At 53.4% G+C, this 14,519-nt stretch carries 14 protein-coding genes; 1 reads left to right on the top strand and 13 read right to left on the bottom strand.

All coding sequences use genetic code 11. The annotated features are described in order from the left end of the window. Nucleotides 1-49: 49 nt before the first annotated feature. The 13 genes from JW984_03820 to JW984_03760 all read right to left on the bottom strand — a co-directional run bounded on the left by JW984_03820 (nt 50) and on the right by JW984_03760 (nt 13,656). Nucleotides 50-532 carry a cyclic nucleotide-binding domain-containing protein gene (locus JW984_03820; GenBank protein MBN1572305.1) on the bottom strand — a complete coding sequence of 161 codons (483 nt, stop codon included), beginning with the start codon at nt 530-532 and terminating at the stop codon, nt 50-52. Between the two features lie 8 nt (nt 533-540). Beyond that, nucleotides 541-1,314: an enoyl-CoA hydratase/isomerase family protein gene (locus JW984_03815; GenBank protein MBN1572304.1), complete on the bottom strand. Its 774-nt coding sequence runs from the start codon at nt 1,312-1,314 to the stop codon at nt 541-543. A 27-nt stretch (nt 1,315-1,341) separates the two neighbouring features. Further along, nucleotides 1,342-2,220: a deoxyribonuclease IV gene (locus JW984_03810; protein ID MBN1572303.1), complete on the bottom strand. Its 879-nt coding sequence runs from the start codon at nt 2,218-2,220 to the stop codon at nt 1,342-1,344. A gap of 320 nt (nt 2,221-2,540) precedes the next feature. Then, nucleotides 2,541-2,963: a hypothetical protein gene (locus tag JW984_03805; GenBank protein MBN1572302.1), complete on the bottom strand. Its 423-nt coding sequence runs from the start codon at nt 2,961-2,963 to the stop codon at nt 2,541-2,543. 28 nt (nt 2,964-2,991) lie between these two features. Then, nucleotides 2,992-3,861 (bottom strand): hypothetical protein, encoded by an 870-nt coding sequence (locus tag JW984_03800; GenBank protein MBN1572301.1) that lies wholly within the window; start codon nt 3,859-3,861, stop codon nt 2,992-2,994. A 28-nt stretch (nt 3,862-3,889) separates the two neighbouring features. Continuing rightward, nucleotides 3,890-4,777 (bottom strand): signal peptide peptidase SppA, encoded by an 888-nt coding sequence (gene sppA, locus JW984_03795; protein MBN1572300.1) that lies wholly within the window; start codon nt 4,775-4,777, stop codon nt 3,890-3,892. 241 nt (nt 4,778-5,018) lie between these two features. Continuing rightward, nucleotides 5,019-6,848: a 30S ribosomal protein S1 gene (locus tag JW984_03790; protein ID MBN1572299.1), complete on the bottom strand. Its 1,830-nt coding sequence runs from the start codon at nt 6,846-6,848 to the stop codon at nt 5,019-5,021. Between the two features lie 157 nt (nt 6,849-7,005). Then, nucleotides 7,006-7,674, bottom strand: a complete 669-nt coding sequence (locus JW984_03785) for a (d)CMP kinase (GenBank protein ID MBN1572298.1) — start codon at nt 7,672-7,674, stop codon at nt 7,006-7,008. 32 nt (nt 7,675-7,706) lie between these two features. Beyond that, entirely contained in the window at nt 7,707-8,996 is a 1,290-nt protein-coding gene (gene aroA, locus JW984_03780; protein ID MBN1572297.1) for a 3-phosphoshikimate 1-carboxyvinyltransferase, read from the bottom strand. Nucleotides 8,997-9,181: 185 nt separating this feature from the next. Continuing rightward, nucleotides 9,182-10,195: a 3-deoxy-7-phosphoheptulonate synthase gene (gene aroF / locus JW984_03775; GenBank protein ID MBN1572296.1), complete on the bottom strand. Its 1,014-nt coding sequence runs from the start codon at nt 10,193-10,195 to the stop codon at nt 9,182-9,184. A gap of 2 nt (nt 10,196-10,197) precedes the next feature. After that, nucleotides 10,198-11,298 carry a histidinol-phosphate transaminase gene (locus tag JW984_03770; protein ID MBN1572295.1) on the bottom strand — a complete coding sequence of 367 codons (1,101 nt, stop codon included), beginning with the start codon at nt 11,296-11,298 and terminating at the stop codon, nt 10,198-10,200. After that, entirely contained in the window at nt 11,295-12,338 is a 1,044-nt protein-coding gene (pheA, locus tag JW984_03765; protein MBN1572294.1) for a prephenate dehydratase, read from the bottom strand. Before pheA ends, JW984_03770 begins: the two co-directional genes overlap by 4 nt. Nucleotides 12,339-12,744: 406 nt before the next feature. Next, nucleotides 12,745-13,656, bottom strand: a complete 912-nt coding sequence (locus JW984_03760; protein ID MBN1572293.1) for a 3D domain-containing protein — start codon at nt 13,654-13,656, stop codon at nt 12,745-12,747. Nucleotides 13,657-14,054: 398 nt separating this feature from the next. On the opposite strand from JW984_03760, the gene JW984_03755 reads away from it, so the two are divergent. Beyond that, nucleotides 14,055-14,513, top strand: coding sequence for a Zn-ribbon domain-containing OB-fold protein (locus JW984_03755; protein ID MBN1572292.1), 459 nt, complete (start codon nt 14,055-14,057; stop codon nt 14,511-14,513). The last annotated feature ends 6 nt before the right edge of the window (nt 14,514-14,519 follow it).

Genomic DNA, 14,519 nt, shown 5'->3' with positions numbered 1-14,519 from the left:
ATTATATTCCGCCCCTTTTACCTTTGCCTCCGTCCTCTGCCCCCATCCATTACCCCTTGACGATTGAATCCGAAAGCGTCCTTATGCTCCCCCTCAGGCTTCCGGCGATCTTCTTCGACAGGGCGATGACGAGACTCAAGCAGATATCCGGATCCTTTTTTCTCATCTCGTTAAATTTCTCCCTGGTTAGGATATAGATATCCGAATCCTCGACCACCCTTGCCGTCACGGCCCTGGGGCCCGGGTCAAAGAGGGCCAGCTCCCCGAAGCTCTCTCCGGGTGAAAGCTCCACCAACTTCTTTTCGCTCCCCTCCGCCACCATCCACGTCAGCTCGACCCTCCCGTCGGCGATCAGGAAGAGGGACTCTCCGTCCATCTTCTCGATAAATATCGTGCTGTTTTCGGGAAATCCTCTCCTCTCGAAATAACGGAATAGGCGCTTCACCTCCTTACCGCTCATCTCATCGAAGAGGAGCGAGTCCAATATCTTTCCATCAAGCTTTCCATCGAGGTCGGGGGGAGCTCCTGTCATGTTTCCACCTATTTACCTTTTTTCCTCTTCAGCCTTTCCAGCGCCTCGTTCAGCTTGGTTCGGGTCTCCTCGTATGAAAGGAGGAGCGCCGAGAGCTCCACCTCGTGTTCTATGGCGGAGCGCCTGTCCAGCCGGGGGACGAGGTCGGAGACCCGCTTGATCATGGAGAGTACCTTGGGCGATTTATCGGCGATGTTCTTTGCAAGGGTCATGGCGGCCTCCATTACCTCCTCGGACGGGAGCACCCTGTTGACAAGTCCCATCCGCTCCGCCTCACGGGCCCCGACAGGCTCTCCGGTCATCGTTATCTCCTTCGCCCTTGCAATGCCCACCCTCCTCCAGAGGGGGTCGAAGATGGGATTTAGGCCGAACTTGACCTCCGGATGGGCGAAGATGGAGGTATCCGACGCTATGATGAAATCGCAAGAGAGGGCGAGGTTAAAGCCTCCCCCCATCGCGATGCCCGTCACCGCCGCGATCATCGGCTTGGGAAACTCGTAAAGGTCGAGATAGTAATCGATTAACGGCTCGAAGTGATCCTGATATTCATGGGGTGCGAGCTTTACGAGCTCTTCGATGTCGATCCCGGCGGAGAACACCTCGCTGCCGCCGGTGAAGACGAGGACCTTTACGGCGTCATCCTTCCTTGCGGCCTCCATCAAGTGAGAAAGCTCCTGACAGAGGTTTTTCGAGAGGGCGTTCATCTCCCTCTGCCGGTTCAAGGTGACGATCCCCACGCCCGCCGAGTATTCATATATAATATCTTTATATTTTTCCGCCATGGTTTTTATCCTCAGGGTCAGTCATTTTCAACTCTCAACAAGGCCGATCAGCGTGTCGAGGTTTATCCTGTCGTACTTGAGATAATCACCCTCCTTGGGGGTCTCTATTATCTTGGGAATCCCGGCAAACCTCTCGTCGTTCATTATCAGCCTGAACGGCTCGAGGCCCATCTCACCCCAGCCGATGTGCTGATGCCTGTCCACGTTTGAGCCGAGGCCCTTCTTCGAGTCGTTGAGGTGAAAGAGCTTTAGGCTCTCAAGTCCTAGCAGACTGTCGAACTCCTCGATTACCGACTCGTACTTATCCCTCGTTGTGATGTCGTAGCCGGCCGCAAAGGTGTGGCAGGTGTCGTAGCAGACGCCGATCCTCTCTTTAAATCCTGTCTCGTCGCGGATGGCGCCTAACTCCTCGAAGGTCTTTCCTATCGCGTTTCCCTGCCCGGCGACGGTTTCGAGGATTACCTCTACATCTCCTCCCCCCCCGTCATCGTACTCTTCCAACACCTCCCTCAATCCGGCGGCGTAGCGCCTTATCCCGCTCTCGACCCCGGCGCCGCCGTGGCTTGTGGGATGAACCACAAGGACCTCGATCTTCAGCTCCCTGCACCTACCAAGCTCCAGTAAAAGACCCGCCTTCGATTTCTCCCGGACGGCGTCATCGGGAGAGGCGAGGCTCGTCAGGTAATCGACGTGGGCCACCACCCCCCTGAATCCCCCGTTTGAAACCGCCTCCGTGAATCTCTCCGGCTCACCGGTGTTGAACTTCCTGGCCTGCCACCTGTTGCTGTTCTTGGTGAATAGCTGGAAGCAGTTTATGGAGAGCTCCGCCGCCCTGTCTGCGGCCGTATAGACTCCGCCGGCGATGGATATATGCGCCCCCAAAAGCGGCGGTTTTGTATCTTTCATTTCTTAATATAAACTCAACCTCGATATTCATCGGCCGTCGACTCCGTCAAGATCACGTCCATCCCGTCCTCCTCAAATATCTCCTTCCCCACCCGGATATTATCGGCGTCCGGGCGTCCGTCATCTTTAGCCTGTTCCTTCAAGGCCCCGTCCCTCCCGCCCCCCTAAGTATCTCCTTCCCCCCCAACATCATATCTCATCGGCCCCTAACATCTACTATCATACCCCGGCGGTAGAAAAACTATGTCTCCGTACTTCAAATGAGAACACGAAACCCCTTGACTCCCACGGGTAGATCGGCCTCTAAAACGACCTTTGAGTCACTCCCCTCCCTCTTCCTTCTCTCCCCCCCCGTCCTCTTTATCCTCCGGCTTTGAATCATCCGCCTTTTCGGCGGGCTCCGCCTGGATTTCCGCCTCCTTTTTCTCTCCCTTCTCCTCCGCCGCCCCGGTCTCCTCCTTTGTCTCCCTCTCCTCCTTTATCTTCTCCCCCTCTACCCTCGCCTGCTCGGCGGCCTTATGAAGCTCCTCGGCCTTCTTTACTGCCCGCTCGTGCTTCTCCCTGACCTTTGCCATCTTTGAGTCGATGGACTGTTTTCTTGTCATGAATTTTCTCAGCTTTCTCTGGGCCCTCTTCAGCTCCTTGCGCTTTTTTCTCAATTCGGTGTCGTACTTTTCTGCCGTCCCCGTCATCTTCTGGACTTCGGCCTTTAGTCCATTTACCTTTGTCTCAAGATTCTTCATTTACCGCTGTTCCCTCCTTTTTCAAACTTTATTTTTCGATCGAGGCGTTTATCGCAAAATAGTATCTGCCGTCGCCGCGGCCGCCCGAAAAGCCGGAAAAGACGTCGTAAACCAGATCGCCCCCCGAAGAGTCGTTCGACGCTATCACGACATCCCTTCCATCCGCAGACACAACGCTTGTCCTTGCCTCCTTGAATACGATCTCCCCCCTCCTCTCGTCCGCGAAATACGAAAGAAAGGGCTCTATGTCGATACTGATCTTGCCGTCCCCGGTAACCACCGGTGTTACCTTAAATCCCGTGGATACGTCCCGAAACGTAACCCCCTCGATCTTTATCCCCCGGTTCCTGAGATATATCGTTACCCTCCCGTCCACCGGCACGCTCCTTCCGGTCACAAAGTCGCCGGAGGAGCCGGAGGCGATCAGGAGTTCCTGGGCGATTTCCCGATGAGACCTCCCCGTGCCTCCACTCGGCGACGCATCGATATAGAGGCCCCTACCCATAGGTGTGCCGGTGATGTTTCCCACGGTGAAGTGATCGTCCGAGTAGAGCCAGTTTACACCGAGCTTCAGATCGCTGAATCCATTTTCGTCAAAGAACTTCGCCTTTATCCGCACCTGCTTGGACGGTCTGTCCACGCGGGCTATAAACTCTTTTACCCTTTCGAGACTTTCCCTCTCGTCGACCACAAGGATCGAGTTTGTGTTCAAGTCCGCAGTGACCTTGCCGCTCTCCGTGAGCAACGGGAGAACCAGCTCGACGAGCTCGTCAGCGGGCCTGTGTTTGATCTGGATGAGTATGTAATCGAGGGCGAAGGCCCCCCGACATATTACTAAATCGAAGGCGATGAGGAAAGATGCGACGCTGATAAGTACTCTTTTATCGAAACAGGTCATTTTTTTCAATAGTTTTCAAGGAGAGATGTCAGGGCACAAGCCTGTATTCCACCCTGATCCTATTTTCCATCAGCCTGTCAAATATTACATCCGCAAGCCCTGTCTTCATATCGTTAAGGAGAATCGAGAGAAGGGAGATCTTCTCCTTTGGGGGATAGACAAGCCTCGGCTCGCCCTCGATGCCGGCCATCTCGGCGGCCTTTTTGACGGCGTCTTCCATGTTCCCCAGCTCGTCAATGAGCTTGAGCTTCAACGCCTGTTCGCCGCTCAATATCCTTCCGTCCGCGATCTCCAGCACCTTCTCCTTGGGGAGCTTTCTCTCCTTCACCACGACATTTACAAACTGCTGAAAGATATTGTCGATATAATCCTGGAGGTACTGCCTCTCCTCCGCCGTCATCTCACGAAAGGGACTTCCGGTATCTTTGAATTTTCCGCTCTTGATAACAAATCCCTTGATTCCGAGGGAATCGAGGGCGTCGTGAAACTCCATTCCCTGGACTATGACTCCGATGCTGCCAGTCGTGGTGCCAGGATTTGCAAAGATGTAGCTCGAGCCCAATGAGATGTAATAGCCCGCGGAGGCCGCAACGCCTCCCATGGAGGTAACCACCACCTTTTCCGACGCAAGCTTTTTGATCTCCTCGTATATCTCCTGGGCCGCGGCCACGCCTCCCCCCGGGGAGTCCACCCTCAGGACGACTGCGGCTATATCCTCTCTGTCTCTAAAATCCTTTATGTTCTTGATAACATCCCCAGACTCGTAAATAACCCCTTTGACCTCTATTACACCCACGCTCTTGGAGAAGGGCTTTATCCCCATAACCATATATAAAGAGAGGGAGTAAATACCTACAATCATCACCAAGGAAACCGCGATGACTACGGCAATAATTATCCCCTTTCGTTTGACCATTCTTTTCACCTCTTTTTCTATATAAAAGAAACCGGTTCAGACAGCGCCTGAACCAGTATATTGGTTAAAAAAAACACTTAAATAAAGGGCCTCTTGCTCCAAAAGACCTCTTCTACTATTTCCCGCCATTTAAGTTCCCGTCCCAGAAATCTCCCCCTCCCTCTCCCCCTTACTCTCCTCATTCATCCCTCCACCACACCTCTTTCCCCATCCCCTCCTCCGCTTGATGAATCAAAGAAGACTATTCTTCCTTCTCTTCGCTATCCTCTTCGCCCTTATCTTCGCTCTTTTTTTCTCCATCGGAAAAGGAGATATTTGTCTCTTCAAATTTCTTCTTAAGGACATCGCCCAGCACCACGTTTCTCCCCTCCTGATTGTCTATGTAGCTTGAGACATCGCCCTGCTCCTCGGACTGGATAAGCGCCCTGAGAGAGAGACCGATCTTCTTTTCATTGGAATCCAGATTAATCACCACGGCCTTCAGGGTTTCTCCCACCTTGCAGAATTTCTGGGGGTCTTCCACCCTTCCCTTGGCCAGCTCGGAGACGTGGATGAGTCCCTCTATGTCTGCCTGGAGCTTCAAAAACACGCCGAAGCTCGTTATGCTGACGACATTACCCTCGACTATCGTTCCCGGCTTGTACTTCTCGGCAAACTCCGTTTTCCACGGATCTTCGGTAAGCTGTTTTATCCCCAGCGAGAAGCGCTCCGCCGTGGGATCCACGTTCAGGACGACGGCCTCCACCTCCTGGCCCCTCTTGTAATACTCGGCCGGGTGCTTGATTTTCTTGTGCCACGAGATATCGGAGATATGAACCAGGCCGTCCACGCCCTCGTCGGTGCCCACAAAAACGCCGAACTCCGTGACGTTCTTCACGGTTCCTTTTATCACCGTTCCCGGGCTGTATTTCTCTTTTATTATCTCCCAGGGATTCGGCTCGACCTGCTTGAGTCCCAGAGATATTCGCTTGTTTTCGGCGTCCACATTGAGGACCACCGTCTCCACCTCGTCGCTGAGTGACACCACCTGGGTCGGGCTCTTGATGTTCTTCGTCCAGGACATCTCGGATATATGAACCAGCCCCTCTATTCCCTCCTCCAGCTCGATAAACGCCCCGTAATCGGTCAGGCTTACCACCTTTCCCTTAACCCTGTTCCCCGGGACGTATTTATTGGTCGCCTTATCCCACGGATTCGGGGTGATCTGCTTCATCCCGAGGGAGACCCGCTCCTTCTCTTTGTCAAACTTTAGGACCTTCACCTCGATTTTTTCTCCGATGGAGAGCTGTTCGGTTGGGTGGTTTACCCTGCCCCAGGATATATCAGTGATGTGCAGGAGCCCGTCTATGCCTCCCAGGTCGATAAACGCCCCGTAGTCGGTGATGTTCTTGACGACTCCCTCGAGAATCATACCCTCCTCCAGAATTTTCAGGGTCTCCTTCTTCTGCTCCTCGCGCTCCTGCTCCAAGAGCGCCCTTCTGGAGAGGACTATGTTTCCCCTTCTGCGGTTGAACTTTACTATCTTGAAGCGGTGCGTCTGGCCAAGGAGGGAATCGAGGTTTCTCACCGGATGGAGATCTATCTGGGAGCCGGGGAGGAACGCCTTAACGCCGATATCCACCACCAATCCCCCTTTGATCTTTCCGACGATCTTGCCCTCGACAATCTCGTCATCCTCACACGCCTTTCTAATCTCGTCCCACAGGATGAACTGATCCGCCTTCTCCTTGGAGAGAACGATCATGCCGTTTTCGTTTTCGCCCCTCTCTATGTAGACGTCCACCTCGTCACCCACCTGAACGTCCACGTTCCCCTTACCGCCCTCGGCAAATTCCTCGATGGGGATCTGTCCCTCGGACTTGTACCCTACGTCGACCAGGACAAAGTCCTTTGTCACCTGGATTACCTTCCCCTTGACTATCTCGTCCTCCTTGAGTCTCTGCAGGCTCTCTTCGTAGAGCTTCTCGATGTCCACGTCTTTACCTTCCTTCTTCTCCTCTTTGATTGCAGACGCCGCAATCTCATTCAGATTCTCTTCGGGCAATTTGCCTTCCTCCTCCTTATTCATCATTCAGTTTTTACCCCCTAATTTTCTATATAAACCACGCTCAGGTGGTTATATGCAAAATCAAAACTTAAAACTAAACCATATTTTTCAAATAGTCAAGTTAAAAAGACATTATCGATACTAAAAATGGAATAAAAGCTTACAATTTCACTATTCCGCGTCAAGAATCGTCTTTTCCAAGCCTTTTTAGAATTGTACCCACCACCTCGGATATATCCAGATTTGAGGTATCGATGATCTGGGCGTCTGAGGCGGGCTTCAGGGGAGAGAGCTCCCTCCTGGAGTCTCTCTCATCCCGATCCCTTATCGCCTCTATCACCTCGTCGAGGTTAGATTCCTCCCCTTTTCCCAGCCGCTCTCTGTGTCTCCTCTCCCCTCTGATCTCGGGAGAGGCCGTTATATAAAACTTTGCGTCCGCATTGGGTAAAACCACGGTCCCGATGTCCCTCCCCTCCATGACCACGCCGCCCCTGGCGGCCATCTTCCGCTGGAGGGCTATCATTGCCCTCCTCACCGGCTCCCTGGAGGAGACCATAGAGGAGAGGCCGTCCGCCGTGGGCGTCCTGATCTCGCTGGACAGATCCCTGCCGTCCACTATTATATTCCCGTCGACAAACTCGATGTTGATCTTATCACATAGCCTTTCGAGACCCTCGTCGTCGTCCGGCTCGATCCCGAGCTCGTGAGACATCACCGCCACAGCCCTGTACATCGCCCCGGTGTCGATATATCGGTAGCCGAGCCTTGCTGCAACCTCCTTGCTTACACTGCTCTTCCCGGAGCCGGCTGGCCCGTCCATCGTTATTATAAGCCGATTTTCACCCGTCATATCGTCATTAGACCGCCGCTTCAGTTATAATGTTAGATCGAAACCTCGCGCAACATTTCAAAGAATCCGGGAAAGGAGACACTCACGCAGCCCGCATCGGAGATATTAACTCCCGCCTCCGACGAAATTCCGGCTACCGCCGCCGCCATCGCCGCCCGATGGTCTCCGTACGACCTTGCCTCGCCCCCCCTTACCCTCCCCTTTGGCCTTACCACGAGGCCGTCCGGCAGCTCCTCCACAGAAACGCCCAGCGATGTCAGGTTTTCGGCCGTTGTCTTTATCCTGTCCGACTCCTTGACCCTGAGCTCCTTAGCCCCTGTGATTACCGTCTCCCCTTCGGCGTAGGCTGCTGCCACGGCGAGGACCGGAACCTCGTCTATCATCCCGGGGATGGAGTCGCCCCCGATCTCTATCCCCGTGAGTCCCGATGATTTCACGCGGACGTCCCCGGCCGGCTCGCCGGAGACTTCCCGCTCGTTCAATATTGTAATATCGGCCCCCATTTTTATCAGGGTTTCGATAAACCCCTTCCGCCCCGGATTCATCCCCACCCCCTTGATCGTAAGATCGGACTTTTCGGTTACCAGCGCCCCGACGATGAAAAAGGCCGCCGAAGAAATATCCCCGACGACGTCGATGTCCCGGCCCTTAAACGTTCCGCAGCGCCTAACGGTTATGTAACCTTCCTCTTCATCGACCGGGATATTGAAGTAGCGCATCATCCTCTCGGTATGATCCCTCGAGTTTCCGGGATCTGACACCCGGGTCAACCCCTCCGCCCCCATCCCGGCCAGGAGGAGCGCCGATTTCACCTGAGCGGAGCTGACCGGCATATCGTATTTTATGCCGGTAAGCCCTCCGCCCCTTACGGCGATGGGGGCAAAAGAGGCGTCCTCCCTCCCCATCATCTTGGCCCCCATCTCCCTCAATGGCACCGTCACTCTCCCCATCGGCCTCTTAACGAGGGAGGCGTCCCCGGAGAGGACGGAAAAGAAATCCTGGGCGGCAAGAAGGCCGATCATGAGCCTCATCGTGGTGCCGGAGTTCCCGCAATCGAGAACCGACTCCGGCTCCCTGAATCCCCCCTCCCCCACGCCCGTAATCAGAAGCGATCTCGAATGAGAGGAAATATCCGCCCCCAAACCCCTCATGATCTCGACCGTCCTCAGCGTGTCTTCCGAAAAGAGGAAGTTACCCACCTCCGATCTCCCCGACGCCATCGAGGCGAAGATGGCCGCCCTGTGGGAAACCGACTTGTCCCCGGGCACCTCCATCTCGCCCACGAGTCCCCTGACCGGCTTTACCTGCACATCACCTTTCATCAAAAGACCGCCTCACAAAAATGTTGACCGCTGTAATACTAATCAACCCCTAAATAACCCCGGCCGGCCTCAACCCCCGCAGAATAACCCAATCCCCACCTAATAACCAAACCTACACCGAATAACCCAACCCCCAACAAATAATCCCGCCCCCAATCAAACAATCCGGCCCCCCAATCGAACACCTACATAACCCTACCGACCGCCTCGGCGACCCTTTTCGCCTTTTCCATCAGCTCCTGGAACCTGTCCGGCTTCAGGGATTGGTTCCCGTCGCTCACGGCCTTCTCCGGATTCGTGTGCACCTCAACGAGTAGCCCGTCCGCCCCGGCCGCAATTCCCGCAAGCCCGATCGGCGTCACCAGCTCCCATCGGCCGGTGGCGTGGCTTGGGTCGACGACCACGGGGAGATGTGTAAGCATCTTCAGGACGGGGACGGCGTTGATATCGAGGGTGTTTCTCGTCTCCGTTTCGAAGGTCCTGATCCCCCTCTCACACAAGATAATATCGGTATTTCCCTCGGAGGCGATGTACTCGGCGCTCATGAGGAGCTCCATGATCGTGGCCGAAAGCCCCCTCTTCAGGATGACCGGCTTCTTCATCTTGCCGATTTCCTTTAGGAGATCGAAGTTCTGCATGTTCCTCGCTCCTACCTGAATGGCGTCAGCATATTTATTGACGAGGTCGGAGTATCTGATATTCATAAGCTCCGTCACCACCGGAAGGCCGACCTCTTCCCTCACCTCGGCGAGGTATTTGAGCCCCTCTTCCCCGAGACCCTGAAACGAATAGGGGGACGTCCTGGGTTTGTACGCTCCGCCCCTGAGCACCGTCGATCCCGACCCCTTGGTTTTCCTTGCTATATCCCTTAACATATCGAGGCCTTCCACCGCGCACGGCCCCGCTATTACCTGTATCTTCGCCCCCCCGATCGGGACATCCCCTATCATGACTACAGAATCCTCCTTCTTGAAATCCCGACTCACCACCTTATACGGCTTAAGGATCGGGACGGCCCTTTCGACCCCCGGAAGCGATTCTATAGGGAGCGCCTGGAGGATTCGCTCCTCCCCTATCGCGCCCACAATCGTCCTCTCTTTACCCTTGGATATGTGCGGCGTCAGGCCCGCCTCCTCGATCCTCTCCAGCAGGTGCTCAAGTTCCTCTTCCGTATAGCCCGGTTTTAAAATCAAAATCATCTTTACAGCCCCCTCTCCAAAATCTTCTTTAAAGCCGCCACAAAACGCTCATTCTCCTCCGGGATCCCCAGTGTGATCCTTATGTAATTAGCAAGGCCGTAGCCGGCCATAGGCCTGACTATTACCCCCTCTTTCAGCATCGCATTATAGACCGCCGGCGACGGCTGTCCCACGTCCACGAGGACGAAATTCGCCTGAGACGGAATATAATTGAGTCCAAGTTTCTTAAATTCACCGTAGAGATACTCCATCCCGGAGCGGGTCAGGTCGAGGGTCTTCTTCACAAAATCATGATCGCTGAGCGCCGCCAAAGCCCCGGCCTGGGCAAAGGAGTTCACGTTGAAGGGAGACCTGATCCTGTTGAGCATCGAGATTGTCTCCGGCACGGCAACGCCGTACCCTATTCTCGCCCCGGAGATGCCGTAGAGCTTCGAGAAGGTCCTGGTCGAGATTATCGGAACGTCCCCCTCCATGTATTCGGAGAATATTGGGCTTTCGCCGCTGGTATCGAACTCCTTGTACGCCTCGTCGAGGACAACCACCAAACTCCTCGGAAGACCCTCCATGAAGCGGGAGAAGTCGTCTTTCTTTATCGTCGTGCCCACCGGATTGTTCGGATTGTCTATAAAGATGAGCCTCGTCCTGTCGGTGATTGCCCCCTTCATGGCGTCAAGGTCGAAGACCCAGTCCTTCAGGGGGACGATCACGCTCTTTCCTCCAACCCCCTGCGTGACAAGCCTGTAGACGATGAAGCTCGGGTCCCCCATGATAACCTCGTCCCCTTCCCTGACCAGGACCCTTATCAGAATCTCGATGATCTCGTTGGAGCCGTTACCTATAATATAATTCTCCGGCTTCAGCCCCTGGAGCTCGCTCAGCTTCTCCTTTAGATAGAAGCAGCTCCCGTCCGGGTATCGGTGGACGTTGGCCACCGCTTTTTTCATCGCTTCGACCGCCATGGGCGACGGGCCCAGGGGATTCTCGTTTGATGCAAGCTTTATGGAGCCGGTGATTCCCAGTTCCCTCTCCAGCTCCTCGATCGGTTTTCCGGGCGGGTAAGGCGTTAAACTCTGGATGTGCTCCGGGACTATTTTTTTAATCATGTTGTGCTCCTTTTCTCGTCTCTCGGGTATGAACCCATCAGCTTTACGAATGTCGTGTATTTGTTGATCTCCTTAAGCGCCCTCTTCACCTTTTTATCCTCGGCGTGTCCCTCCATGTCCAGGAAAAAGACGTAGTCCCATATCTCCCTTCTGGAGGGCCGGGATTCTATCTTCGTCAGGTTGATATTCACCTTGGCGAAAGACCCCAGCACCTTATTGAGGATGCCCGGCTTGTCCTTGACCGAAAAGAGGATCGAGGTCTTGTCGTTTCCGGTGGCCTTAGGTGATTTTTCGGAGATTACCAGAAACCTCGTATAGTTGTCCGACTTGTCGCCGATGTCCCTCTCCACTGCGATCAGCTCGTATATCTTTCCCGCCTCCTCGCTACCTATGGCGGCAACTCCCTTGTCTTTCGAGGCGATAAGAGCCGCCTCCGACGTGCTGTTCGTCTCGACAAGCTCGACCTTCGGGAGATTGTGTGAGAGCCACCTTCTGGTCTGGGCGAGGCCGTGGGGGTGAGATAGCACCTTCTTTATATCCTCGATCTTTCCGGTCTTCGACATCAGGTCGAACGTGATCCTCAAGAATATCTCTCCAGAGATCTTGAGGCCCGACTCTATAAACTGGTCGAGGGTGTGGCTGACTATCCCCTCTGTGGAGTTTTCCACCGGCACGACGCCGAAATCCGCCTCCTTTCTGAAAACCGCATCGAAGACATCGTCTGTACTCACACAGGCGTAGAACTCCCCGTAGCTTCCGAACTTCCTCAGGGCCGCGGAGTAGGTAAAGCTCGCCACCGGCCCCAGATACGCTATCCGGGGCGGCCTCTGGAGCGATCTGGAAAAGCCGATTATCTCCCGGTAGACCGAGTTAATGAACTTTTCGGGCAGCTCGTCGGAAGAAAAGGTCAGGAGCCTCTTTAGGACCTCCTCCTCCCTCGCGGGATCGAAGATGTCCATCTTGGCGTCCTTCTTGACAAACCCCAGCCGCTTTGCCAGATCCACACGTTTTTTCAGGAGCGACAGTATCTCGTCATCCATCAGGTCTATCTGATCCCTGAGTTCCTTTAAGCTTCGATTCTCCTTCAATCCCTTTTATCCCCCCTGGATCATTTTGATATTAGAATAGTTTAATGTTTTATCAGAAAAGGATAAATAAATCAACATATTTTTTAGCAAACAGATCGATGTCGGTATGACCGCCTCCGTCGATATGAAGAAATCCTTCTCGTCAAAAAACCCCGTTAAAAACCTTATTTGGCAAAAAAAATCCCCTCCAAATAGAGGGGCTTTTTTCAATTAAATAAATGACGCCGGCTCCCGCCGACCGTCTATTATGTATAATCTTATATTGATCCTAAATAATTTGTCCGGGCCTGCCTCTTCGGGAACTCGCCATTCGGGAGACGGAGTACAACGAGACAGCCTTTCACATACAGGGCCGGGTCTACCTCTTCTCCTTTACCACCGTCACCTTGTAGTAACCGGTTATCTCGTAGGCCTTTTCCATCGCCTCCTCGCCCGCCCCCATCCAGATATCCACCCTGTTGCCCTTGATGGCCGAGCCCCTGTCGTGCACGGTGTAAATATCGGGCATGTCGTACTTGGCGAGGTCCCTTATGATTAGCTTCGTGCCGTAACCCATGCTTGGCGGTCCCGCCGCCATCCCCAGGTAGACGGGTGTGGAATCGGCGCCGGCCACTCCCCTCCCGTTCAACCTGATGTCTCCATTATAACTGCCGGTGGCGTATCTCTCCTGGTCCGGAAGCGGGGAGTAGTAGCCGGTCACACGAATGAGCCTTACGTAAGAATGCCCCGATTCCAAAAGCTCCTGGATCCTGTTTTCCCGCAGACTTTCGCTAAGGACCGAGTCGAACTCCTCCGCGGCCAGAATGGTAGACAGGACCTCGTCGTCCCAGTTCTTGTTGTCCATCGTAACGTAACTGTGGGACGGCTTTTTAAGGTCTTCCACCGTCTTCCAGCTGCCGACATGAACGGCCAGGACAACAACGGCCGCAACCGAAACGATATTCCTGATCAGCAGGTCCGAATAGGCCTCATCCCAGAAGAGCTCATCCTTGATATTTCTCAGGTATGCGAAGAGCGATCTCTTCAGCCTGAAAATAGACTCCTTTATGACATATGAGTAGTAACCCTTTCTTATGAGGAGTATTTCGTTTGTGAGGGTCTCTTCCAACCAATTGACAAAGAGGTGTTTGGCCGCAAATATCTTGTTGGATATCGATTCGTTGCGTCGAATGAGCACATCCTTGAGAAAGAGGGCCGCCACCTCTCGGTCTTTCCTGCCACCGGTCCTAAGCTCTTCAGCCAGGAGGTTAAGAATGTCCTTTCGTTCCATTAAAAACTCTTTTGTGAATAAAAAACAAGACCCTTTTGGTTAAATTCTCATATAATTTCACTAAATTGTCAAGAAATTAAGTAAATTTATAGCAAACTTATGCGTTTTTTCTCCACAACCATGAATATTTTGTGGGGTCTTAAAAGGAAACATCTATATGTTGTGATCGCCCCTTTTCCCATTATACGACGAATTTTGGTCAAAAATCAATCATTTTAAAAAAATCGACCAAATCTTCCATAAAACTCGCTCCACCCTTGACATATATGACCAACTCTGATACTTTTTTTAAACCAATCTATATGCGAATTCATATACGAATTATGTATTTAATCTAACGGCTGCAAACGGCAATAATAACATCTAACATCATTATGTAGGATTTACGGAGGTTAATTATGACCCAAAAAGCGGGCGACCAGGAGCTTATAGTCTACAAAAGTAGGATAAAAGTGCCCTACACCTGGTCAGTTGGAGAGGTGGGAAGCCGGTTTCTCACCGAGATAAAGGAGAACCAGAAGATATGGGGCACCAGGTGTCCCGTCTGTGACGCGGTTTTCGTTCCGCCGAAAAAGACCTGCACCTACTGCTTCGTCCCAATCCACGAGTGGACTGAGGTCAAAGACGAGGGAGTACTGCAGACCTACACCATCGCCAGATACAAGACAGACCTTATACCGCAGGATTCGCCCCAAATAATCGGGATCATTCTCCTCGACGGCGCGGACACAGGGCTGGTTCACCTTATAGGCGAGGCGCCCCCGGAAAAGATCAAGGTCGGCATGAGGGTAAAGGCCGTTTTCAACAAAGACCGAAAAGGGCACATACTCGACATTAAACACTTCAAACCGATTTAGCGAGGG

This window comes from Candidatus Zymogenus saltonus (assembly GCA_016929395.1).
Taxonomy (GTDB): domain Bacteria; phylum Desulfobacterota; class Zymogenia; order Zymogenales; family Zymogenaceae; genus Zymogenus; species Zymogenus saltonus.
Note: the sequence above shows the minus strand (reverse complement) of the source record. Positions and strands in the feature narration are given on the sequence as shown.